The sequence below is a fragment of the Serratia sp. B501 genome (genome assembly GCF_051172315.1).
In the GTDB taxonomy this organism is placed as follows: Bacteria; Pseudomonadota; Gammaproteobacteria; order Enterobacterales; family Enterobacteriaceae; genus Serratia; species Serratia ureilytica.
The window spans coordinates 264,963-286,516 of the sequence record NZ_JBPIZB010000001.1 but is presented as its reverse complement, the minus strand read 5'-3'; the positions used below and the strand labels follow the sequence as shown (position 1 = coordinate 286,516).

Sequence of the window (21,554 nt, the reverse complement as noted above, 5' to 3'; positions counted from 1 at the left end):
CTTCCGTTATAATCGCACTCAGGCTCACTCCTCTATCCTGGAATAGAACATGGATTATCAATTAGACCTGGACTGGAACGATTTTTTGCAACGTTATTGGCAAAAACGTCCGGTGATTCTGAAGCGCGGCTTCAAAAACTTTATCGATCCGATCTCCCCGGATGAGCTGGCCGGGCTGGCGATGGAAAACGAAGTGGACAGCCGCCTGGTCAGCCACCAGGACGGCCGTTGGCAGGTCGCGCACGGCCCCTTCGAGAGCTTCGATCACCTGAGCGAAAACAACTGGTCGCTGCTGGTGCAGGCGGTGGACCACTGGCATGAGCCTTCCGCAGCGCTGATGCGCCCGTTCCGCCAACTGCCGGACTGGCGGATGGATGACCTGATGATCTCCTTCTCGGTGCCGGGCGGCGGCGTCGGCCCGCACCTCGATCAGTACGACGTGTTCATCATTCAGGGCACTGGCCGCCGCCGCTGGCGAGTCGGGGAAAAAACGCCGCTGAAACAACACTGCCCGCATCCGGATCTGCTGCAGGTAGAGCCGTTCGACGCCATCATCGACGAAGAGATGGAGCCGGGCGACATTCTCTACATTCCGCCGGGCTTCCCGCATGAAGGCTACGCGCTGGAAAACGCGCTCAACTACTCGGTGGGCTTCCGCGCGCCGAACGGCCGCGAGCTGGTGAGCGGCTTCGCCGACTACGTGCTGGCGCGCGAACTGGGCAGCAAGCGCTACGGCGATCCGGACGTTAAACTGCGCGAACACCCGGCGGAGATCCTGCCGCAGGAAATGGACGCCTTGCGGCAGATGATGCTGGATCTGGTGCAACAGCCGGAACACTTCCAGCACTGGTTCGGCGAGTTCATCTCCCAGTCGCGCCACGAGCTGGATCTGGCACCGCCGGAGCCGCCTTATCAGGCCGGGGAAATCTACGAGCTGCTGCAACAGGGTGAAGCACTGCAACGCCTGGGCGGGTTGCGCGTGCTGCGCGTCGGCGATCGCTGCTTCGTCAACGGCGAACTGATCGACACCGACCAGCTGCAGGCCGCAGACGCCCTGTGCCAGCACTTCAGCGTCGACGCCGCCCTGCTCGGCGACGCGGTAGACGATCCGTCATTCCTGGCGCTGCTGACCGCGCTGGTCAACAGCGGCTATTGGTACTTTAACGACTGATTGCGAGTACGCGAACAAGCCACCCTATCGGGTGGCTTTTTTTATGCCTGCCGCGCCTGCGCGCGAAAACCGGCCAGCGCTTCATTCGCCATGCCCGCCTGCTCCGCCGCCGCGCAAATCTGCCGCCAGGTATTGGCGTCTATCGGTATGCCCTGCTCCAGCCGCGCCGCGCGGTTGGCCTCTTCCCATTCTCCCGGCACCGCGATCGGCTGTTCGCCGCTCGGCGGCGATGCCTTCACCCAGCCGATAAACGCTTCGGCCTCGGCCTGCATTTGCGGGGCGTCGAAGGCCTGAGGATCGAGGATCAGGGTCGTCATGCAGTTGAAGATGGCGTCGCTGTCGGCTTTCAGCGTGGCGTCGTGGGTGGTGCGGCCACCGGAGAGCGCGCCGCCGAGGATCTCGCACATCGCCGCCAACGCATAGCCTTTGTGCAAGCCGAACGGCAACAGTGACCCGAACGGCGCTTCGTGCATCACCTTCGGTTCGGTGGTGGGTTGCCCGTGTTCGTCGATCAGATAGCCCGGCGCCACCGACAAGCCTTTGTTATAGGCCACCCGGGTCTTGCCGAAGGCGATGCCGCTGGTGGCGAAATCCAACAGCAGCGGCGTGCGGCCCGGCCGCGGGAAAATGGCGCAGAACGGGTTGGTGCCGAAGCGGCGATCGCTGCCGCCGAACGGCGCCACCATCGGATCGCCCACCACGTTGACGAAGTGAATCGAGATAAAACCGGCGCGGGCGCACTGTTCCGCCCAATGGCCGATGCGGCCGATATGGTGCGCGTTGTGCAGCGCCACCGCCGCCAGGCCCAGTTTACCGGCGCGCTCAATGCCCAGCGCCATCGCTTCGCTGGCCACCACCTGGCCGAAGCCGCGCGCGCCGTCGAGCGTCAGCACCGCGCCGGCGTCGCGCACCACCTCGGCATGTTGATTAAGCTGCAATTGCCCTTGCGCCAACGATGCCATGTAACTGGGGATCATGCCGACGCCGTGCGAATCGTGCCCGGCCAGATTAGCCTGCACCAGGTGATCGGCCACCAGCTCGGCTTCGCGCGCCGTGCTGCCGGCCTGGCGCCAAATCGCCTGAACGAACTGCGTCAAATGCGAGCCGGCGATGCGGAATTCGGTGCTCATCATGCGGTCCTTATGCGTGGGGAATGGGCTTCCACACTATGAGCAACGCCTTGTTGCGGCAAGCGATTATGATAATCGCAAGCGTCCCGTTTTACCGCGCCCGCTCGGCGGCCAGCGCCGCGATGCGCATAATTACCGCCACCGCTTGCTCCATGCCTTCCAGCGTCACGAATTCGTGCTTGCCGTGGTAGTTGTAGCCACCGGTGAACAGGTTCGGGCACGGCAGGCCGCGGAACGACAGCTGCGCGCCGTCGGTGCCGCCGCGGATCGGTTTCATCACCGGTTCAATGTCGCAGTCGCGCATTGCCTGCTGCGCCAGCGCGATCACGTGCGGATGCTCCGCCACCTGTTCGCGCATGTTGTAATAACTGTCTTCGATGCTGACTTCAATATAACAATCGCGCGGCAGGCCTTTGCCGACCTCGCGGGCGATCTCCACCATCTTGCGTTTGCGCGCCTCGAATCCCTCGCGCTCGAAGTCGCGCAGGATGTAGTGCATTTCGGCGCGTTCCACGCTGCCCTTGATGCTGCTGAGGTGGTAAAAGCCCTGGTAACCCTCGGTGGTCTCCGGCGTTTCGTCCGCCGGCAGCGCCTGATGAATGCGGGTAGCCAGCGACAGCGCGTTGACCATCACGCCCTTGGCGCTGCCGGGGTGCACGCTGTTGCCGAGGATTTTGATCGTCACCGAGGCGGCATTGAAGTTTTCGCACTCCAGCTCACCGACGCCGCCGCCGTCCACCGTGTAAGCCCATTCGGCATTGAAGGCCGCCACGTCGAACAGCTGCGCCCCCTTGCCCACCTCTTCATCCGGGGTGAAGGCCACGCGGATGTCGCCGTGCGGGATTTTGCGCGCGCGCAGGCGCGCCATGGCGGTGAGGATCTCGGCGATGCCGGCCTTGTCGTCGGCGCCCAGCAGCGTTTTGCCGTCGGTGGTGATCAGGGTCTGCCCCAACATCTGGTGCAGGATCGGGAACATCACCGGCGACAGCACTTCATCGCCAATACCGAGCGCAATATCGCCGCCGCGATAGTTCTCGACGATCTGCGGATTGACGTGTTTGCCGCTGAAATCCGGCGAAGTATCCAGATGGGCGATAAAACCGACCGCCGGCACCGGCCAGGCGACGTTGCCCGGCCAGGTGCCCATCACGCAGCCGTGCTCGCTGAGCGACACCCGCTCGAAGCCGAGCGCGATCATTTCCTGCTGCAACGCACGCGCCAGCTTCAACTGCCCGTCGGTGCTCGGCACATGCTTTACGTTCGCTTTGGACTGGGTGTCGAAAGAGACGTAGTTGAAAAAGCGGTCAAGTAATTTATCCATGGTAGCGGCCCCTCAGAATATCGCGTTTCATTATGCTGAACCGATCAGGATCAAATATTGCGTCAGGTCATTTTTAACCAGAATTCGCCAATATCATTAATCTTTGTGATGATTTCAGAGGGAAATAACGCTGTCATCACAGGGTCATTTGTCGCTATCATGATGAAAAACGCGGCATCTGGGCCGGATCGGCTTTCAATTCCGGCATTCAGCGTCTATCATGCGCGCTCGAAAAATTTCCATTGGCGCAACTGGTTTGAGCTTCTTTTGAATCGCGGGCATGCCCGCAAGCTCCGGCAGTCTTTTCCAGTTGCGGTTCTATCTGCATTAGCCCACGGGATAGAGTAAGACGATAAATGACTGAGACATCCTCTCGAGCCCCCCTTGTTGAACTGCATGCCCTGAGCAAAGCGTTCGATGGCAAAACCATCATTTCCGATCTGGATCTGACGATTAATCACGGCGAATTCCTCACCATTCTTGGCCCCTCCGGCTGTGGCAAAACCACGGTGCTGCGCCTGATTGCCGGTCTGGAAGACGCCGATCGGGGCCGCATCGCGCTCGACGGCCAGGACATCACCGCCATTGCGGCCGAGCATCGCCACGTCAACACCGTGTTTCAGAGCTATGCCCTGTTTCCGCACATGTCGGTGTTCGACAACGTCGCTTTCGGCCTGCGCATGCAAAAGGTGCCGGCGGCCGAACTGACGCCGCGCGTCGAAGAGGCGCTGCGCATGGTGCAGTTGGACGACTTCGCCAAGCGGCGGCCGGGCCAGCTCTCCGGTGGCCAACAGCAGCGTGTGGCCATCGCCCGCGCGGTGGTCAACAAGCCGAAAGTGCTGCTGCTGGACGAATCGCTGTCGGCGCTGGACTACAAGCTGCGCAAGCAGATGCAGAACGAACTGAAAGCGCTGCAGCGCAAGCTGGGCATCACCTTCGTGTTCGTCACCCACGATCAGGAAGAAGCGTTGACCATGTCGGATCGCATCGTGGTGATGCGCGAAGGCCGCATCGAGCAAGACGGCACGCCGCGTGAGATCTATGAAGAACCGAAAAACCTGTTCGTCGCCAGCTTCATCGGCGAGATCAACATCTTCGACGCGGTGGTCCTGCAACGCCTCGATCCGCAGCGGGTGCGCGCCAATGTGGAAGGCCGCGAGTGCGACATCTATGCCGATCTGCCGGTAGAACCGGGCCAAAAGCTCAAGGTGCTGCTGCGCCCGGAGGATCTGCGGGTGGAAGAAGTGAACGACAGCGCGCAGCACGACGGGCTGATCGGTTACGTGCGTGAGCGCAACTACAAAGGCATGACGCTGGAATCGGTGGTCGAGCTGGAGAACGGCAAAACGGTGATGGTCAGCGAGTTCTTCAACGAAGACGATCCGGACGTCGATCACTCGCTCAATCAGAAGATGGCGGTGACCTGGGTCGAAAGCTGGGAGGTGGTGCTGGCCGATGAAGAAATCGCGTAAAGTCTTCCAGAATGTGGTGATCGTCGGCGTCGTCGCCTGGCTGTTGCTGTTCGTGTTCATGCCGAATCTGATGATCATCGGCGCCAGCTTCCTGACCCGTGATGACGCCAACCTGGTGCAGATGGTGTTCACGCTGGATAACTACCGGCGCTTGTTCGATCCGCTGTATGCCCAGGTGCTGCTGCACTCGCTGAACATGGCGCTGATCGCCACCCTGTGCTGCCTGGTGATCGGCTATCCGTTCGCCTTTATTCTGGCGCGCTTGCCGCATAAGGTGCGGCCGCTGCTGCTGTTTCTGCTGATCGTGCCCTTCTGGACCAACTCGCTGATCCGCATCTACGGCCTGAAGCTGTTTCTCAGCACCCGCGGCTATCTCAACGACGCGCTGCTGTGGATCGGCGTCATCGACAAGCCGCTGCGCATCATGTACACCTCGGAAGCGGTGATCCTCGGCCTGGTGTATATCCTGCTGCCGTTTATGGTGATGCCGCTCTACTCCAGCATCGAAAAGCTCGATAAATCCTGCCTGGAGGCGGCGCGCGATCTCGGCGCCAGCAAGCTCCAAACCTTTATCCGCATCATCGTGCCGCTGACCATGCCGGGCATTATCGCCGGCTGCCTGCTGGTGGTGCTGCCGGCGATGGGGCTGTTCTTCGTCGCCGATCTGATGGGCGGAGCCAAAAACCTGCTGATCGGCAACGTGATTAAAAGCCAGTTCCTCAATATCCGCGACTGGCCGTTCGGCGCGGCCACCAGCATCTGCCTGACGCTGGTGATGGGGCTGTTGCTGCTGGTCTATTATCGGGCCGCCCGCCTGCTGAACAAGAAGGAGGATCTGGCATGATCGGACGTCTGCTGCGCGGCGGCTTTATGACGCTGGTATACGCCTATCTGTATATCCCGATCGTCATCCTGATCATCAACTCCTTCAATGCCTCGCGCTTTGGCATCAACTGGCAAGGGTTCACCACCAAGTGGTACAGCACGCTGCTCAACAACGACAGCCTGTTGCAGGCGGCGGGCCACTCGCTGACCATGGCGGTGCTCTCCGCCACCTTCGCCACGCTGATCGGCTCGCTGACCGCGGTGGCGCTGTACCGCTACCGCTTCCGCGGCAAACCGTTCGTCGGCGGCATGCTGTTTGTGGTGATGATGTCGCCGGACATCGTGATGGCCATCTCGCTGCTAGTGCTGTTCATGTTGCTGGGCATTTCGCTCGGCTTCTGGTCGCTGCTGTTCTCGCACATCACTTTCTGCCTGCCGTTCGTGGTCGTGACCGTCTACGCGCGCCTGAAAGGCTTCGACGTGAAGATGCTGGAAGCCGCGCGCGATCTCGGCGCAAGCGAGTTCACCATCCTGCGCAAAATCATTCTGCCGCTGGCGATGCCGGCGGTGGCGGCCGGTTGGCTGCTGAGCTTCACCCTGTCGATGGACGACGTGGTCGTCTCCTCCTTCGTCACCGGGCCGAGCTACGAGATTTTGCCGCTGAAGATCTATTCGATGGTGAAAGTCGGCGTCTCGCCTGAGGTTAACGCGCTGGCCACCATTTTGCTGCTGCTGTCGCTGACGCTGGTGATCGCCAGCCAGTGGGTGATGCGCGATCGCTCGCCCAAGGCCGAGTAATCCTTCCCGCCGGGCGCTGCGGCGCCCGTCTCTTTCATTGACCACAATGATATGAAAGCGCCCTTTGGTGATGGCCCTGACTCGGTTAACCCGCTGATTTGCCGCTGGGATAACCGCCTTTACCCACCCCGCCCCGGCCCCTATAATGGCCCCTTTCTGGGGTATGGCGCGGCCGAAAACGGCGGCTCATACGGGTTCGGCTCACTACTGCTGAAGGATACGCTGCATGAAAAAGTGGTCACATCTGCTCGCAGCCGGGATGATGGCGCTGAGTTTCTGCTCTGCAAACGCCTCTGACGGCAAAACGCTGTATTTCTATAACTGGACTGAATACGTCCCGCCGGGGCTGCTGGAGCAGTTCACCAAGGAAACCGGCATCAAGGTGATTTATTCCACCTATGAATCCAACGAAAGCATGTACGCCAAGCTGAAGACCTACAAGGACGGCGCGTACGATCTGGTGGTGCCTTCCACTTACTTCATCGCCAAGATGAGCAAGGAAGGCATGCTGCAAAAAATCGACAAGAGCAAGCTCAGCCACTTCAAGGATCTCGATCCTACCCTGCTGAACAAGCCGTTCGATCCCAACAACGACTACTCCATCCCTTACATCTGGGGCGCCACCGCCATCGGCGTTAACAGCGACGCGCAGGATCCGTCCACCGTCACCTCCTGGGCCGATCTGTGGCAGCCGCAGTACAAAGGCCGCCTGCTGCTGACCGACGATGCGCGCGAAGTGTTCCAGATGGCGCTGCTCAAGCTGGGCTATTCGGGCAACACCACCGATCCGAAAGAGATCGAAGCCGCCTACCGCGAACTGCAAAAATTGATGCCGAACGTGCTGGCCTTCAACTCCGACAACCCGGGCAACCCGTTTATGGAAGGGGAAGTCAACGTCGGCATGGTGTGGAACGGTTCGGCCTTCGTGGCGCGCCAGGCCGGCACGCCGCTGGAGATCGTCTGGCCGAAGGAAGGCGGGATCTTCTGGATGGACAGCCTGGCCATTCCGGCCAACGCGCGCAACGTCGAGGGGGCGCTGAAGCTGATCGACTTCCTGCTGCGGCCGGAAATCGCGGTGCAGGTGGCGGAAACCATCGGTTACCCGACGCCGAACCTGGCGGCGAAGAAGCTGCTGTCGCCGGAGATCGCCAACGATCCGTCTCTCTACCCGGATAAGACGGTGATTGAGCACGGCGAGTGGCAAAACGACGTCGGCGACGCCAGCACGCTGTACGAAAGCTACTTCCAAAAGCTGAAAGCCGGGCGCTAACACGCCCGCCATCCCATCAGGGCGCGCATTGCGCCCTGATGTCTTTAGGGCTTATCGGCCCGCGCCACCTTGCCCACCAGGAATTTGTGCACAAAACGTGGCACCACTTCGCTGGCCAGGCCGTAGTGTTTCTCGTCGAACTGGCTTTCCACCTGACTCGGCTCCAGGTTCAGCTCCATTGCATAGGCGCCGCCCAGCCGCGCCTCATGCACGAACCCGGCCGCCGGATAGACGTGGCCGGAGGTGCCGATGGCGACGAAGAAATCGGCCTTGCTCAGCGCCTGGTAGATGTCGTCCATGCCCAGCGGCATCTCGCCGAACCACACCACGTGCGGCCGCAGCGGCGCCGGGAACTGGCAGCAGTGGCAGCGCTCGTCGACGCTGAGATCGCCGGGCCACTCGAACACCTGCCCCGACTGGGTGCAGCGCACCTTCAGCAATTCGCCGTGCATGTGCAGTACCCGCTTGCTGCCGGCGCGCTCATGCAGGTTATCGATGTTTTGCGTGACCAGCAGGAAGTTGTCCCCCAGCCACTCTTCCAGATCCGCCAGCGCGCGGTGCGCGGCGTTCGGGGCAATGTCCTCGGTCTGCAGCTGGCGGCGGCGTTCGTTGTAAAACGCCTGCACCAGCGCCGGATCGCGCTGAAAACCTTCCGGCGTGGCGACGTCCTCCACCCGGTGCTCTTCCCACAGCCCATCCGCGGCGCGGAAGGTGCGAATGCCCGACTCGGCCGAAATGCCGGCCCCGGTCAACACCACCACAAACGGCTTTTTCAGCTCGGCCGCCGCCATGGTGTCACGGTGAAAAATGCGTGAACGAAAGCGCTGATGCAGCACATGCTTACTCTTGCGAAACTGACACAGCCGATGGCGAGTGTGCATTAACTCTCTCCTTACTTTTCCCTGTTTACCCTTCTTACTGAACGTTGCGGCGTTGTTGGCTGTATACATTCACGCCTGGCCGCAACGCCCATTACGTTGGGCGAGCCAAATTGAGGAACGCTGCGCCGCGCACGCCGCCGGCGTCGCCATAGCGCGCCTTCTCGATGCGCGGCAGCCGAGCCACCCGCAGCAGGTGCGCCGGCAGCCGCTGCGGCAACGCCTGGTAAATGGCGTCGAAGTTCGACAGCCCGCCGCCGATCACCACCAGGTGCGGATCCAGCACCGTCAGCAGGTTACCCAGGCAGATCGCCAGCACGTCCATAAAGCGATCGACATGCGCCACGGCCTGCGGCTCACCCGCCTGATAATGCGCAATGATCTCGGTGGCGGGCAAGCACCGGCCATAAAAATGGGCGTACATCCATTCGAAACCGCGGCCCGATATGTAATTTTCAATGCAACCCTGATGGCCGCACCCGCAGGCGACGCGAGGCACATCACGCCCCAGCACCTCGAGCGCGTCCACCGGCAGGCGCAAATGGCCGAACTCGCCGGCGATATAGTTGCGCCCGGGCACCGTCTTGCCCTCGACGATCAGGCCGCCGCCTACGCCGGTGCCGAGGATGATGCCCAGCACCGTCGGGTAGCGGCGGAACTCGTCGTCCCAGGCCTCCGACAGCGCAAAGCAGTTGGCGTCGTTATCTACCCGCACCTCGCGCCCGATCAGCGCCGCCAGATCGCGCGGCAGCGGCCGCCCCATCGCCGCCGGCACATTGGCGGTAAACAGCGTGCCGTCATCGTCGTTGGGCAGGCCCGGAATGCCGATGCCGACGCTGCCGCGCCGGCCGCAAAACGCATCCGCCTCAAGGGTCAGCTCGCACAGCGTAGCCAGCAGTTGCCGATAATCGTCGCGCGGCGTCGGCACCCGCTTTTGCCAAATGCGCTGCAGGCTGTCGTCGAACACCCCCAGCTCAATCTTGGTGCCGCCCATATCGAAACCGTAGTACATAACCCATCCCCAGGCTAAAAAAACGGGGCGGCATCGCTGCCTCCCCGTGGGTTTTATTGTCCGCTCAGCACCCGCGCCGGATCGATGCGGCTGGCGCGCCTCGCCGGATACCAACTGGCCAACAGGCTCAGCACGATGGCGGTCGCCAGCACGATCAGCACATCCAGCCAGTGCAGCTCGGAAGGCAGGAAGTCGATGAAGTAGATATCGCCCGACAGGAAGGAGTGGCCGACCAGTTTCTCGATGCCCCGGATGATGTTGGTCAGCTGCAGCGAGGCAATCACCCCGATCACCACGCCGCTCAGGCTGCCCAGCAACCCGGCCAGCAGCCCATACCAGATGAAAATGGCGCGGATAAAGCCGTCTTTGGCGCCCAGGGTGCGCAGCACCGCGATGTCGGCGCTTTTGTCTTTCACCGCCATCACCAGCGTGGAGACGATGTTGAAGCAGGCCACGCCGATCACCAGCACCATCGCCAGGTACATGATGGCGCGGATCATCTGGATGTCGCGGTACATGTAGCCGTACTTGCCGATCCAGCTCTTGATGTAGATGTAAGCGTTGGTCACTTCGCCGGCGTCGCGCACCAGCTTGTTGGCGGCGAACACGTCGTTCATCTTGAGAGCGATGCCCGTGACGCTGTCACCCATGTCGAGATACTGCTGCGCATCGGCCAGCGGCACCAGCGCCAGGCTGTGATCGAGCTGGCCGCTGAGCTGCAAAATGCCGGTCACGTGCAGGCGAATACGCTTCGGCTGCAGCAGCTTCATCTCAGGGTCGCTGTTGGGGATCATCACCGTGACATAGGCGCCCTGCTTGACGCCCAGCGCGTCGGCCACGCCCTTGCCGAGGATCACCTGCTGCTCGCCGGGCTTGAAGTTGGCCCAGGCGTCGCCCTGCACATACTGCGGCAACGCGCTCAGTCGGCTCTCCTGCTGCGGATCCACACCTTTGACTTCCACCGCGCGCAGCTGAGCACCGTTTTCCATCAGGCCGGTAAAGTTGATGTACGGCGCGGCGGCCACAATGCCCGGCACCTTTTCCACCCGCTGCAGAATCGACGGCCAGCCGCTGAACGGCTGATTGACCGGCTCGAGCTCGCCGTGCGGCACCACCGCCAGAATGCGGTTCTTCAGCTCGCGCTCAAAGCCGTTCATCGCGCTCAGACCGACGATCAGCACCGCCACCCCCAGCGCGATGCCAATGGTGGAGATGACCGAGATCAGCGACACCATGCCGCCGCGTTTACGGCCGCGGCTGAAACGCAGGGCCGTCAGGAAGGACAGTGAGGCTCCCGCCATTACTCGGCCCCCATCAGGGTCAGCTGCGCCTGCAGGTGGCCATCGGCCATTTCCAACTGGCGGCTCAGGCGCTTGGCCAGCTGCAGATCGTGTGTTACCACCAGGAAAGCGGTGCCCTGACGCACGTTCAGCTCGCCGAGCAGATCGAAGATGCTGTCCGCGGTGCGCTTGTCGAGGTTGCCGGTCGGTTCGTCCGCCAGCACCAGCGCCGGGTTATTGACCAGCGCGCGCGCGATCGCCACGCGCTGACGCTCGCCGCCGGAAAGCTCGGACGGGCGGTGTTTGCTGCGCTTTTCCAGCCCGACCGCCGCCAGCATTTCCCGCGCTTTCTCCTGCGCCTGCGCCGGTTTGGCGCCGCCGATCAAGAGCGGCATGGCGGCGTTTTCCAGCGCGGTGAAGTCCGGCAACAGATGGTGGAACTGATAGATGAAGCCCAGCTGGCGGTTGCGCAGCTCGGCCTTGGCCGCCGAAGACATGGCGTTCAGCGATTCGCCCTTGAAGATCACTTCGCCGGAAGTCGGCGAGTCCAGCCCGCCCAGCAGGTGCAACAGGGTGCTCTTGCCGGAACCCGAGCTGCCGACGATCGCCATCATCTCGCCCTGCTGCATGGCAAAGCTGACGTTGCGCAGCACGTCGGTGTGCAGGTTGCCTTCCTGATAGGTCTTGCACAGGTTGTCACACTGCAGCAAAAGATGGTTACTCATAACGTAAAGCCTCAGCGGGTTGTACGGCGGCAGCGCGCCATGAAGGATAGAGCGTGGACAACAGGGAAACCGTCATCGCCACCACGGCGATGATCGCCACCTGCAGCGGATCGACCGCCACCGGCAGCGAAGCGCCGTCGATCAATGCGCCGAGGATCGGCATCAGGTTGTTCAGGTTAGTGGCCAGCAGCACGCCGAGCAGCGTGCCGAGCAGCGAACCGATGATGCCGGCGCTGGCGCCCTGCACCATAAATACCGACATGATCTGGCGGCGGGTCAGCCCTTGAGTCTGCAGAATGGCGACCTCGCCCTGCTTCTCCATCACCAGCAGGCCGAGCGAGGTAATGATGTTAAACGCCGCCACCGCCACGATCAGGCTGAGCAGCAGCCCCATCATGTTCTTCTCCATGCGCACCGCCTGGAACAGCTCGCCCTTGCGATCGCGCCAGTCTTTCCAGACGGTGCCCGCCGGCAGCGCCTGCTGGCTGAGGGTATCGACCGTCAGCGGCTGTTGCAGGAACAGACGCCAGCCGGTGATGTTGCCGGCCGGGTAGCGCATCAGGCGCGAAGCATCCTGTTGGTTGACCAACAGCTGATAGCCGTCCACCTCGCTGTTGGCGTGGAAGGTGCCGATGAGGGTGAACAAACGCTGGCTGGGAATGCGGCCCATCGGCGTGAACTGGCTGGCGCTCGGCACCATCACGCGCAGCGAATCGCCGCGCTTGACACCGAGTTGCCCCGCCAGCTGTTCGCCGATGATGATGTTGTATTGGCCCGGCTGCAGCTGTTGCTGCTTGACGTTGACCAGATACGGGGTCAGCGGATCGGCCTCGTCGGGATTCACGCCGAGCATCACCCCGACCGCCACGCTGCGAGCGCTTTGCAGCACCACGTCACCGGTGGTCAGCGGCGCAACGCGCGTGACGCCCTGCAGCTTCTGCACCTCGGAGGCCGGCAGCTGCTGCGGGTTGACCGATCCTTGCGGACTGGTGACCAACGCCTGCGGCATCAGGCCGAGAATGTTGTTCTCCAGATCCTTTTCGAAACCGTTCATCACCGACAGCACGGTGACCAACGCCATCACCCCCAGCGTAATGCCGATGGTGGAAAGCCAGGAAACAAACCGCCCGAAGCGGTCTGAGGCTCGCCCGCGCATGTAGCGCAGGCCAATGAATAACGCGACAGGTTGATACATGAAATCCGTTTGATAGCCGTGGCTTAAGCAAAGTGATCACGGATTATATCGTCGCCGTGAAAACAATTAAATGAAAAATAAAGATTTTTACGATTCTTGTATCGATGTGCATGCGGCATTTCCATCGCGGATAACCCCTTGTTTACCCTTGACTGTTTTGGTGAGTCGCCGAAAATGTTTTTGCCGGTCCGCCTCAGTTTCTTCTGAAAATGACAGTGTCGCCTGCGAAATCGTATTTGCCCCTGTCGCTCGCAGGGCACCCGCCGCGCCCTCGTTTTCCATCATTATTGGCACATGCCGTTATCCGACGGGTTTCAGTCTGGGGCTCCCGCACAGGATCGCCAGCGATTTCGGCCTATGTTACTATCTGCCAACATTGACGAAGTTGATGATAGTTATCGGTTAAACCCAAGGGCAATCAATGAGAACGGAAACAAAATATAAAATTTATGCCGACTTCTTTCGCGCCAGCAGAAAGTCCGGCGTCGCAAGACTAATCAAGTCCCTTTTCCAACAGAACTACATCGGCTTTAACTATATTTTCACGCTGAGGCTGCACAGTGATTTTCATTCCAGGAAACGCAATATCGTTGAGAGAATTTGCTTCCGCCTGCTGGTAAAGAATCTGAAGCGCCTGCAAATAAAATATGGCATCGAAATTCCCCATCAGGCCAGCATCGGTGAAGGTCTGGTTATCCCGCATTTCGGTGGCATCGTCATCCATCCCAACGTCAAAATTGGTAAAAATTGTACCATCCTGCAAGGGGTGACCATCGGCAACAACCTCTTCAAAAGCCGGGACGACGTTGCCACTATCGGCGATAACGTCACCATTGCCGCCGGAGCAAAAATCGTTGGCCCGGTCACCATCGGTGACAATGTGACGATTGGCGCCAACTCCGTAGTCACCAGCGATATCGAGCCCAACTGCATCGTGGCAGGCATACCGGCTAAAATCATTTCGCGCAAAGCGTCGATTGTCCTGAATACGGATTACCTGTCGTTTGACGAATATCAGAAGCGCTAATCTTGCGCTGTTTCCGCCCCTCGCGACGCCTGTTTGACGTCGCGCTTGCATGCAATGCCAACCCAATAACTTGCGAGACAGGGCACTTTTATCGGTGTCAGTTTGCCGGCCGCTGGGCTACTATAAACAGCATAAAGGCGCTGGGTTATCCGTGCCGGGACGCCATCCAACACATTGATTAAAGATACCTGAATGAGCACTTCCGATAGCCGTAACCGTTCCTCATCCCCCCGTTATTCTCTGCCCGATCGCGCGGGCGATCTGCGCCAGCTGGGGCAACTGACCGGCGCGGCCTGCGCCGTGGAGTGCGCCGAGATCGTCGAGCGTCACCCTGGCCCGGTAATGCTGATCGCGCCGGACATGCAAAACGCCCTGCGGCTGCGCGACGAGATCCAACAGTTCACCGATCAGATGGTGACCACCCTGTCCGACTGGGAAACCCTGCCGTACGACAGCTTCTCGCCGCACCAGGAAATCATCTCCGACCGTTTGTCGAGCCTGTATCACCTGCCGACCATGGCCCGCGGCGTGATCATTCTGCCGGTCAATACCCTGATGCAACGCGTCTGCCCGCACGAATTCCTGCACGGCCATGCGCTGGTGATGAAAAAAGGCCAGCGCCTGTCGCGCGACAAACTGCGCGCGCAGCTGGAACAAGCCGGCTACCGCAGCGTCGATCAGGTAATGGAGCACGGCGAATTCGCCACCCGCGGCGCGCTGCTCGACCTGTATCCAATGGGCAGCGATGAGCCTTACCGCATCGACTTCTTCGATGACGAGATAGACAGCCTGCGCATCTTCGACGTCGACACCCAGCGCACGCTGAGCGAAGTCGAGGCCATCAATCTGTTGCCGGCCCACGAGTTCCCTACCGACAAAAACGCCATCGAGCTGTTCCGCAGCCAGTGGCGCGAGCAGTTTGAGGTGCGTCGTGACGCCGAGCACATCTATCAGCAGGTCAGCAAAAGCGCCTGGCCCGCCGGCATCGAATACTGGCAGCCGCTGTTCTTCAGCCAGCCGCTGCCGTCGCTGTTCAGCTACCTGCCGGCCAATACGCTGATCGTCAACACCGGCGATCTGGAGGGCGCCGCCGAGCGCTTCTGGCAGGACGTCAACCAGCGTTTCGAAAGCCGCCGCGTCGATCCGATGCGCCCGCTGCTGGCGCCGGATACGCTGTGGCTGCGCGTTGACGCACTGTTCGGCGAGCTGAAAGCCTGGCCGCGCATCGCGCTGAAAACCGATGAGCTGCCGGCCAAAGCGGGCAATACCAATCTGGATTACCATGCCCTGCCCGATCTGGCGGTGCAGGCGCAGCATAAATCCCCGCTGGATAATCTGCGCCGCTTTATTGAAAGTTTTGACGGCAGCGTGATCTTCTCCGTCGAGAGCGAGGGGCGGCGTGAAACGCTGCAGGATCTGCTCGGCCGCATCAAGCTGGCGCCTGCCTTGATCCAACGACTCGATCAGGCGGAAACCGCGGGCCGTTACATGATGGTCGGCGCCGCCGAACACGGCTTCCTCGACGGCCTGCGCCGGCGGGCGCTGATCTGCGAAAGCGATCTGCTCGGCGAGCGTGTCAGCCGTCGCCGGCAGGACAACCGGCGCACCATCAACACCGATACCCTGATCCGCAACCTGGCGGAGCTGCATCCCGGCCAGCCGGTGGTGCACCTGGAGCACGGCGTTGGCCGCTATGTCGGCCTGACCACGCTGGAGGCCGGCGGCATCAAGGCCGAATACCTGATCCTCTCCTACGCCGGTGAGGACAAGCTGTACGTGCCGGTTTCTTCGCTGCATCTGATCAGCCGTTATGCCGGCGGCGCGGACGAAAACGCACCGCTGCACAAACTGGGCGGCGACGCCTGGACCCGCGCGCGGCAGAAAGCGGCCGAACGGGTGCGCGACGTGGCGGCCGAGCTGCTGGATATTTACGCCCAGCGCGCCGCCAAGGCCGGTTTCGCCTTCAAACACAACCGCGAGCAGTACCAGCTGTTCTGCCAGAGCTTCCCGTTCGAAACCACGCCGGATCAGGAACAGGCGATCAACGCGGTGCTGAGCGACATGTGCCAGCCGCTGGCGATGGACCGCCTGGTGTGCGGCGACGTTGGCTTCGGCAAAACCGAAGTGGCGATGCGCGCCGCCTTCCTGGCGGTGGAAAACGGCAAGCAGGTGGCAGTATTGGTGCCGACGACGCTGCTGGCGCAGCAGCACTTCGACAACTTCCGCGATCGCTTCGCCACCTGGCCGATCCGCATCGAGATGATGTCGCGCTTCCGCAGCGCCAAAGAGCAGCAACAGGTACTGGACGACGCGGCCGAAGGCAAAGTGGACATCATCATCGGCACCCACAAACTGCTACAGAGCGATCTGCGCTGGAAGGATTTGGGGCTGCTGATCGTCGATGAAGAGCACCGCTTTGGCGTGCGCCACAAGGAGCGCATCAAGGCGATGCGCGCCGACGTCGATATCCTGACGCTGACCGCCACGCCGATCCCGCGGACGCTGAACATGGCGATGAGCGGCATGCGCGATCTGTCGATCATCGCCACCCCACCAGCGCGCCGCCTGGCGGTGAAGACCTTCGTGCGCGAATACGACAGCCTGGTGGTGCGCGAGGCGATCCTGCGCGAAGTGCTGCGTGGCGGCCAGGTTTACTACCTCTACAACGACGTGGAAAACATCGAAAAAGCGGCGCAGCGTCTGGCTGAACTGGTGCCGGAAGCGCGCATCGCCATCGGCCACGGCCAGATGCGCGAACGCGATCTGGAACGGGTGATGAACGATTTCCACCACCAGCGCTTCAACGTACTGGTGTGCACCACCATCATTGAAACCGGCATCGATATTCCCAGCGCCAACACCATCATCATCGAGCGGGCCGATCGCTTCGGCCTGGCGCAGCTGCATCAATTGCGCGGCCGCGTCGGACGTTCGCACCACCAGGCTTACGCCTATCTGCTGACGCCAAACCCGAAAGCCATGGGCACCGACGCCCATAAACGGCTCGAGGCCATCGCCTCGCTGGAAGACCTCGGCGCCGGTTTTGCGCTGGCGACCCACGATCTGGAGATCCGCGGCGCCGGTGAGCTGCTGGGCGAAGACCAGAGCGGCCAGATGACCACCGTCGGCTTCTCGCTCTACATGGAGCTGCTGGAAAGCGCCGTCGACGCGTTGAAAAACGGCCGCGAACCGTCGCTGGAAGATCTTACCAACAGCCAGACCGAGGTGGAGCTGCGCATGCCGGCGCTGCTGCCGGAAGATTTCATTCCCGACGTCAATACCCGCCTGTCGCTGTATAAGCGCATCGCCAGCGCGAAGAACGACGGTGAGTTGGATGAGCTGAAGGTCGAGCTGATCGACCGCTTCGGTCAACTGCCGGACGCGGCGCGTAACCTGTTGCAGTGCGCAGCGCTGCGGCTGCATGCGCAGAAGCTGGGGATCAAACGCATCGAGAGCAACGAGCGCGGCGGCTTTATCGAGTTCGGCGACAATAACCGCGTCGACCCGGGTTATCTGATCGGCCTGTTGCAGGGCAATCCGCAGGTTTACCGCCTGGATGGCCCGAGCAAGCTGAAGTTCACGCTCGATCTGGCCGATCGCCAGAAACGCCTGACGTTCACCGAAGAGCTGCTGAACGCGTTCCGCGAACACACGCTGGCGGCCTGAGCCAACGCCCCCGCCGTGGCGGCGGGGGCGGCTTACTCGCGCGGGAATCCGGCGCCCAACGGCGCCAGCTGCATCACGCGGCTGGTCACCACCCGGTTTTTGCCGCTGCGCTTCGCCTCATACAAGGCCTCGTCGGTCATGGCGATCGCCTTGTCCAGCATCATGCCAGGCAGATACAGCGACACGCCGATGGACATTGTGATGTGCGCTTCGTCGTGCGCATTCAGCAAGAACGTCGAGCTTTCCACCGCGCTGCGAATGCGCTCAGCCACCCCGCCGATCACCTGCGGATCGTAGCTGGCGGTGATCACCATAAACTCCTCGCCGCCGTAGCGCCCGACGAAGTCCTCATTGCGCACGCTGTTTTGCAACAGCCGCCCCACGCTCGCCAGCAGCACGTCGCCGGCCGGGTGACCGTAAGTGTCGTTGATGTTTTTGAAGTTATCCAAATCGAGGATCATCAGCCCGCACGGGCGACGTTCGGCGCGCTGCAGCATCAGGTGATAATCGACGCTGGCGCGGTTGTTGATGTGGGTCACGCTGTCGGTCGTGGCGCGCGCGCGCATCGCGAAATAGGCGTAGATGTGACGCTCTTTGAAATTCAGCGCATGATAGCAAATCGCCAGACAGAGCGCCGAAGCCGCCTGGTACAGCAATACATCCGGCCACAGCCCCCTTAGGTCCACCAACAGCCACACCACAACGATGCGATACAGCGCGATGACGCCGATCGTCAGGTAAAACACCCGATGGGATTTCTTCAGCCACACCCGCGACAGCAGCAGCGGCGCGACGATCGAGGCGATGAACAGGTTATCGACGGTGAAGCCGCCGGTCAGCGCCATGGCGAACAGAAAGCTCACCAGCCCGCTGACGCCGCCGCCGAAGAACGTCACCAAAATCATCGGGATCATCGCAAAGCTGTAGTGAACCTTATCGGTCAGCTCCAGGCGGTCCTGGCTTAAGTACAGCACCGCCACGCCGGCCAGCAGGCCGAAAACGATGCGCTTCCACCGTGCGGATTGATAAGAAAAAGGGGCATTCTTGCTGAGCAGGAAATAGCTTATCGACAGCGTGGCGTAGGTGATGCAGGCGTCGCTGTAAAGGGTAGAAATAGACGCAATGTAAGTCATAAATAGTCAGCGCGCTCCTCGGTGTCGCCAGGGGGTAATATGCAGACGTTGAATAACGCATCCCTGTCGTCTCCGCTTCGGCGGCGGCCATTTTACACGGTCTATTAATAGAGTAGCAGTTCTATCTTATCGCTAAGCCGTCTATCTCATGGCGAACGCTTCAGGCTACTCTGTGCTTTGGGTTATCTGGGGAGAACCGCATGAATATCGACGATGAACTGCACGCACTCAGCGAACAGGAAGCGACGCTGGCGTTTGCGCATTTTGACGCCGCGACCGCCTGGGAACTGGGTGCGGCGCTGAAAACCGCCGCCGAGCGGCGCGGCCTGAGCATCGCCATCGAGATCCAGCTGGCCGGGCAAACGCTGTTTTATTACGCCATGCCGGGCGCCACGCCGGATATCGCCGACTGGGTGCGGCGCAAGCGCAATCTGGTGAACCATTTTCACAAAAGCTCTTACGCTATCGGCCTGCGCCTGCAGCAGCGGCAAACGTCGCTGGAGGAGCGTTACGGGCTGAGCGTGCGCGACTATTCGGTGCACGGCGGCGCCTTCCCGCTCACCCTGACCGGCCTCGGCTGCGTCGGCAGCATCAGCATTTCCGGCGCGCCGCAGAAAGAAGATCATCAGCTGCTGGTGAACACTTTAGCCCATTTTCTCGGCTTATCCTTGCCCGAACTCCACTAGCTATTAAAACTTTGATTATTCCTTTCCTTTTCAGCCGCAGAATCTGCGGCTGACTTATCTGTTATCGGCATTTAGCGCCAAACAAAAGGGCGGCTCTCTGATTTCCAGAGCCAAATTGATACAGGTCTGGTAATCCGCTGAACAAAAGGCGTATGGTATCTGTCACGTGACAAGACGGACCTCATCGGGCCCGCCATTCCTTTTACTTTTGAAGATTTGGTACGCACCGTAGATGAAAACCCATGAAATAAACAAAATTCGCCCCTTCAGCGCGCTGATAGACGCCTGCTGGCGGGAACCTTATAGCCTGGCGCGGTTGCTGAAAGACGCCATCGCCGGGGTGACGGTCGGCATTATCGCCATTCCGCTGGCGATGGCGCTGGCGATCGCCAGCGGCGTGCCGCCGCAGTATGGCCTGTATACCGCCGCCATCGCCGGCATCGTCATCGCCGTCAGCGGCGGTTCGCGCTACAGCGTCTCCGGCCCCACCGCCGCCTTCGTGGTGATCCTCTATCCGGTCTCGCAGCAGTTCGGCTTGGCCGGCCTGCTGGTCGCCACGTTGATCTCCGGGGTATTTCTGCTGCTGATGGGGCTGGCGCGCTTTGGCCGGCTGATCGAGTACATTCCGCTGCCGGTGACGCTCGGTTTTACCTCCGGTATCGCCATCACCATCGCCACCATGCAGATTAAGGACTTTTTCGGTCTGCAGCTGACGCACACGCCGGAAAACTACGTCGGCAAGCTGTACGCCCTGCTGCAGGCGCTGCCGACGTTGGATCTCGGCGATACCCTGATCGGCGCGGTGACGCTCTTGATCCTGATCTTCTGGCCCAAACTCGGCCTGCGCGTGCCCGGCCACCTGCCGGCGCTGCTGGCGGGCACTGCGCTGATGGGGCTGCTGACGCTGTTTGACCACCCGGTGGCGACCATCGGCTCCCGTTTCAGCTACCTGCTGGCCGACGGCAGCAGCGGCCAGGGCATCCCGCCTATCTTGCCGCAGCTGCTGCTGCCCTGGGATCTGCCGGGCGGCGGCGGGCAACCGTTCAGCCTCAGTTGGCAAACCGTCTCCGCCCTGCTGCCGGCGGCGTTTTCGATGGCGATGCTCGGGGCGATTGAATCGCTGCTGTGCGCGGTGGTGCTCGACGGCATGACCGGCAAGAAGCATAACTCGAACAGCGAACTGATCGGCCAGGGCGCGGGCAACATCATCGCGCCGTTCTTCGGCGGCATCACCGCGACCGCCGCGATTGCCCGTTCGGCCGCCAACGTGCGCGCCGGCGCCACCTCGCCGGTATCCGCCATCATCCACGCGCTGCTGGTGCTGCTGGCGCTGCTGGTCCTGGCGCCGTGGCTCTCTTATCTGCCGCTGGCGGCGATGGCGGCGCTGCTGTTGATGGTCGCCTGGAACATGAGTGAGGCCCACAAGGTGGTTTACCTGCTGCGCCGGGCGCCGAAGGACGATATTTTGGTGCTGCTGCTGTGCATGTCGCTGACGGTGCTGTTCGACATGGTGATCGCCATTACCGTGGGCATCGTGCTGGCGTCGCTGCTGTTTATGCGCCGTATCGCCCGCATGACGCGGCTGAGCGAACTGAGCGCCGACGATGGCCGCCTGGTGCTGCGAGTGAACGGCCCGCTGTTCTTCGCCGCCGCCGAGCGCATCTTTACCGAACTGCTGGCGCGCAGCGAGGGCTATCGGACGATCGTGCTGCAATGGGATGCGGTGCCGGTGCTCGACGCCGGCGGCCTGAGCGCCCTGCGTCGCTTTATCGACGTGCTGCCGGCGGATAAAAAGCTGGTGATCACCGACGTGCCGTTCCAGCCGCTGAAAACCCTGGCGCGCGCGCGGGTGCAGCCGATCGAGGGCCGGCTGCAGTTCTACCCGACGCTGCCGGAAGCGCTGGCGAACACCGGCGCCTAAACGTAAAAAAGCCCGACGAGTCGGGCTTTTTTTTGGCGATGAGC

19 protein-coding genes are annotated in these 21,554 nt (G+C 61.5%); 10 read left to right on the top strand and 9 right to left on the bottom strand.

The genetic code is table 11. The features are described from left to right. Nucleotides 1–49: 49 nt before the first annotated feature. Nucleotides 50–1,171 (top strand): cupin domain-containing protein, encoded by a 1,122-nt coding sequence (locus ACSBQV_RS01555; protein WP_099789617.1) that lies wholly within the window; start codon nt 50–52, stop codon nt 1,169–1,171. Nucleotides 1,172–1,212: 41 nt separating this feature from the next. Here the strand turns inward: ACSBQV_RS01555 and ACSBQV_RS01550 are convergent, their stop codons facing one another. Continuing rightward, entirely contained in the window at nt 1,213–2,301 is a 1,089-nt protein-coding gene (locus tag ACSBQV_RS01550) for a malate/lactate/ureidoglycolate dehydrogenase (RefSeq protein WP_047026341.1), read from the bottom strand. A gap of 91 nt (nt 2,302–2,392) precedes the next feature. After that, the gene (gene pepT, locus ACSBQV_RS01545) at nt 2,393–3,622 is read right to left on the bottom strand and encodes a peptidase T (RefSeq protein WP_099782324.1); all 1,230 of its coding nucleotides are present in this window, start codon (nt 3,620–3,622) and stop codon (nt 2,393–2,395) included. Between the two features lie 57 nt (nt 3,623–3,679). On the opposite strand from pepT, the gene ACSBQV_RS01540 reads away from it, so the two are divergent. The 5 genes from ACSBQV_RS01540 to potD all read left to right on the top strand — a co-directional run bounded on the left by ACSBQV_RS01540 (nt 3,680) and on the right by potD (nt 7,987). Then, complete coding sequence (locus ACSBQV_RS01540) at nt 3,680–3,970, top strand: hypothetical protein (protein ID WP_127897190.1); 291 nt, start codon at nt 3,680–3,682, stop codon at nt 3,968–3,970. An 8-nt stretch (nt 3,971–3,978) separates the two neighbouring features. After that, on the top strand, nt 3,979–5,094 hold the full coding sequence (gene potA / locus ACSBQV_RS01535) for a spermidine/putrescine ABC transporter ATP-binding protein PotA (protein WP_047575738.1): 1,116 nt from the start codon (nt 3,979–3,981) through the stop codon (nt 5,092–5,094). After that, complete coding sequence (gene potB, locus ACSBQV_RS01530) at nt 5,078–5,938, top strand: spermidine/putrescine ABC transporter permease PotB (RefSeq protein WP_099782326.1); 861 nt, start codon at nt 5,078–5,080, stop codon at nt 5,936–5,938. Before potA ends, potB begins: the two co-directional genes overlap by 17 nt. Beyond that, nucleotides 5,935–6,717, top strand: coding sequence for a spermidine/putrescine ABC transporter permease PotC (potC, locus tag ACSBQV_RS01525; RefSeq protein WP_099782328.1), 783 nt, complete (start codon nt 5,935–5,937; stop codon nt 6,715–6,717). The genes potB and potC overlap by 4 nt, the downstream gene beginning before the upstream one ends. A 226-nt stretch (nt 6,718–6,943) precedes the next feature. Continuing rightward, a complete protein-coding gene (gene potD, locus ACSBQV_RS01520) occupies nt 6,944–7,987 on the top strand; it encodes a spermidine/putrescine ABC transporter substrate-binding protein PotD (protein WP_033642768.1) in 1,044 nt (347 codons plus the stop codon). Nucleotides 7,988–8,031: 44 nt separating this feature from the next. Here the strand turns inward: potD and cobB are convergent, their stop codons facing one another. From cobB to ACSBQV_RS01490, 6 genes are all read right to left on the bottom strand, one after another. Continuing rightward, entirely contained in the window at nt 8,032–8,868 is an 837-nt protein-coding gene (cobB, locus tag ACSBQV_RS01515; RefSeq protein ID WP_046899329.1) for a Sir2 family NAD+-dependent deacetylase, read from the bottom strand. Between the two features lie 91 nt (nt 8,869–8,959). Beyond that, nucleotides 8,960–9,877 (bottom strand): N-acetylglucosamine kinase, encoded by a 918-nt coding sequence (nagK, locus tag ACSBQV_RS01510; RefSeq protein ID WP_099782330.1) that lies wholly within the window; start codon nt 9,875–9,877, stop codon nt 8,960–8,962. Between the two features lie 53 nt (nt 9,878–9,930). Beyond that, nucleotides 9,931–11,178 (bottom strand): lipoprotein-releasing ABC transporter permease subunit LolE, encoded by a 1,248-nt coding sequence (lolE, locus tag ACSBQV_RS01505; RefSeq protein WP_033642765.1) that lies wholly within the window; start codon nt 11,176–11,178, stop codon nt 9,931–9,933. Beyond that, nucleotides 11,178–11,882, bottom strand: coding sequence for a lipoprotein-releasing ABC transporter ATP-binding protein LolD (lolD, locus tag ACSBQV_RS01500; protein WP_004941120.1), 705 nt, complete (start codon nt 11,880–11,882; stop codon nt 11,178–11,180). Before lolD ends, lolE begins: the two co-directional genes overlap by 1 nt. Beyond that, nucleotides 11,875–13,077, bottom strand: a complete 1,203-nt coding sequence (gene lolC, locus ACSBQV_RS01495; RefSeq protein ID WP_099782332.1) for a lipoprotein-releasing ABC transporter permease subunit LolC — start codon at nt 13,075–13,077, stop codon at nt 11,875–11,877. The genes lolD and lolC overlap by 8 nt, the downstream gene beginning before the upstream one ends. A gap of 87 nt (nt 13,078–13,164) precedes the next feature. Further along, the gene (locus ACSBQV_RS01490) at nt 13,165–13,362 is read right to left on the bottom strand and encodes a hypothetical protein (protein ID WP_143557035.1); all 198 of its coding nucleotides are present in this window, start codon (nt 13,360–13,362) and stop codon (nt 13,165–13,167) included. Nucleotides 13,363–13,498: 136 nt separating this feature from the next. Here ACSBQV_RS01490 and ACSBQV_RS01485 point away from each other — a divergent pair, with 136 nt between their 5' ends. Continuing rightward, a complete protein-coding gene (locus ACSBQV_RS01485) occupies nt 13,499–14,104 on the top strand; it encodes a serine O-acetyltransferase (protein ID WP_025302502.1) in 606 nt (201 codons plus the stop codon). 192 nt (nt 14,105–14,296) lie between these two features. After that, nucleotides 14,297–17,770, top strand: a complete 3,474-nt coding sequence (gene mfd / locus ACSBQV_RS01480; protein WP_094143686.1) for a transcription-repair coupling factor — start codon at nt 14,297–14,299, stop codon at nt 17,768–17,770. Nucleotides 17,771–17,802: 32 nt separating this feature from the next. On the opposite strand, the gene ACSBQV_RS01475 is transcribed toward mfd, so the two are convergent. After that, nucleotides 17,803–18,903 (bottom strand): GGDEF domain-containing protein, encoded by a 1,101-nt coding sequence (locus tag ACSBQV_RS01475; protein WP_099782335.1) that lies wholly within the window; start codon nt 18,901–18,903, stop codon nt 17,803–17,805. Between the two features lie 200 nt (nt 18,904–19,103). Between ACSBQV_RS01475 and ACSBQV_RS01470 the strand changes: the two genes are divergently transcribed. Together ACSBQV_RS01470 and dauA are read left to right on the top strand one after the other, a co-directional pair. Further along, complete coding sequence (locus ACSBQV_RS01470) at nt 19,104–19,589, top strand: heme-degrading domain-containing protein (RefSeq protein ID WP_099782336.1); 486 nt, start codon at nt 19,104–19,106, stop codon at nt 19,587–19,589. 232 nt (nt 19,590–19,821) lie between these two features. Continuing rightward, nucleotides 19,822–21,510 carry a C4-dicarboxylic acid transporter DauA gene (dauA, locus tag ACSBQV_RS01465; protein WP_099782337.1) on the top strand — a complete coding sequence of 563 codons (1,689 nt, stop codon included), beginning with the start codon at nt 19,822–19,824 and terminating at the stop codon, nt 21,508–21,510. Nucleotides 21,511–21,554: the final 44 nt, after the last annotated feature.

Coding starts and splice junctions, on each gene's coding strand:
- ACSBQV_RS01555 (WP_099789617.1), top strand. CDS start 50: ATGGATTATCAATTAGACCTGGACTGGAACGATTTTTTGCAACGTTAT.
- ACSBQV_RS01550 (WP_047026341.1), bottom strand. CDS start 2,301: ATGAGCACCGAATTCCGCATCGCCGGCTCGCATTTGACGCAGTTCGTT.
- pepT (WP_099782324.1), bottom strand. CDS start 3,622: ATGGATAAATTACTTGACCGCTTTTTCAACTACGTCTCTTTCGACACC.
- potA (WP_047575738.1), top strand. CDS start 3,979: ATGACTGAGACATCCTCTCGAGCCCCCCTTGTTGAACTGCATGCCCTG.
- potB (WP_099782326.1), top strand. CDS start 5,078: ATGAAGAAATCGCGTAAAGTCTTCCAGAATGTGGTGATCGTCGGCGTC.
- potC (WP_099782328.1), top strand. CDS start 5,935: ATGATCGGACGTCTGCTGCGCGGCGGCTTTATGACGCTGGTATACGCC.
- potD (WP_033642768.1), top strand. CDS start 6,944: ATGAAAAAGTGGTCACATCTGCTCGCAGCCGGGATGATGGCGCTGAGT.
- cobB (WP_046899329.1), bottom strand. CDS start 8,868: ATGCACACTCGCCATCGGCTGTGTCAGTTTCGCAAGAGTAAGCATGTG.
- nagK (WP_099782330.1), bottom strand. CDS start 9,877: ATGTACTACGGTTTCGATATGGGCGGCACCAAGATTGAGCTGGGGGTG.
- lolE (WP_033642765.1), bottom strand. CDS start 11,178: ATGGCGGGAGCCTCACTGTCCTTCCTGACGGCCCTGCGTTTCAGCCGC.
- lolD (WP_004941120.1), bottom strand. CDS start 11,882: ATGAGTAACCATCTTTTGCTGCAGTGTGACAACCTGTGCAAGACCTAT.
- lolC (WP_099782332.1), bottom strand. CDS start 13,077: ATGTATCAACCTGTCGCGTTATTCATTGGCCTGCGCTACATGCGCGGG.
- ACSBQV_RS01490 (WP_143557035.1), bottom strand. CDS start 13,362: ATGATGGAAAACGAGGGCGCGGCGGGTGCCCTGCGAGCGACAGGGGCA.
- ACSBQV_RS01485 (WP_025302502.1), top strand. CDS start 13,499: ATGAGAACGGAAACAAAATATAAAATTTATGCCGACTTCTTTCGCGCC.
- mfd (WP_094143686.1), top strand. CDS start 14,297: ATGAGCACTTCCGATAGCCGTAACCGTTCCTCATCCCCCCGTTATTCT.
- ACSBQV_RS01475 (WP_099782335.1), bottom strand. CDS start 18,903: ATGACTTACATTGCGTCTATTTCTACCCTTTACAGCGACGCCTGCATC.
- ACSBQV_RS01470 (WP_099782336.1), top strand. CDS start 19,104: ATGAATATCGACGATGAACTGCACGCACTCAGCGAACAGGAAGCGACG.
- dauA (WP_099782337.1), top strand. CDS start 19,822: ATGAAAACCCATGAAATAAACAAAATTCGCCCCTTCAGCGCGCTGATA.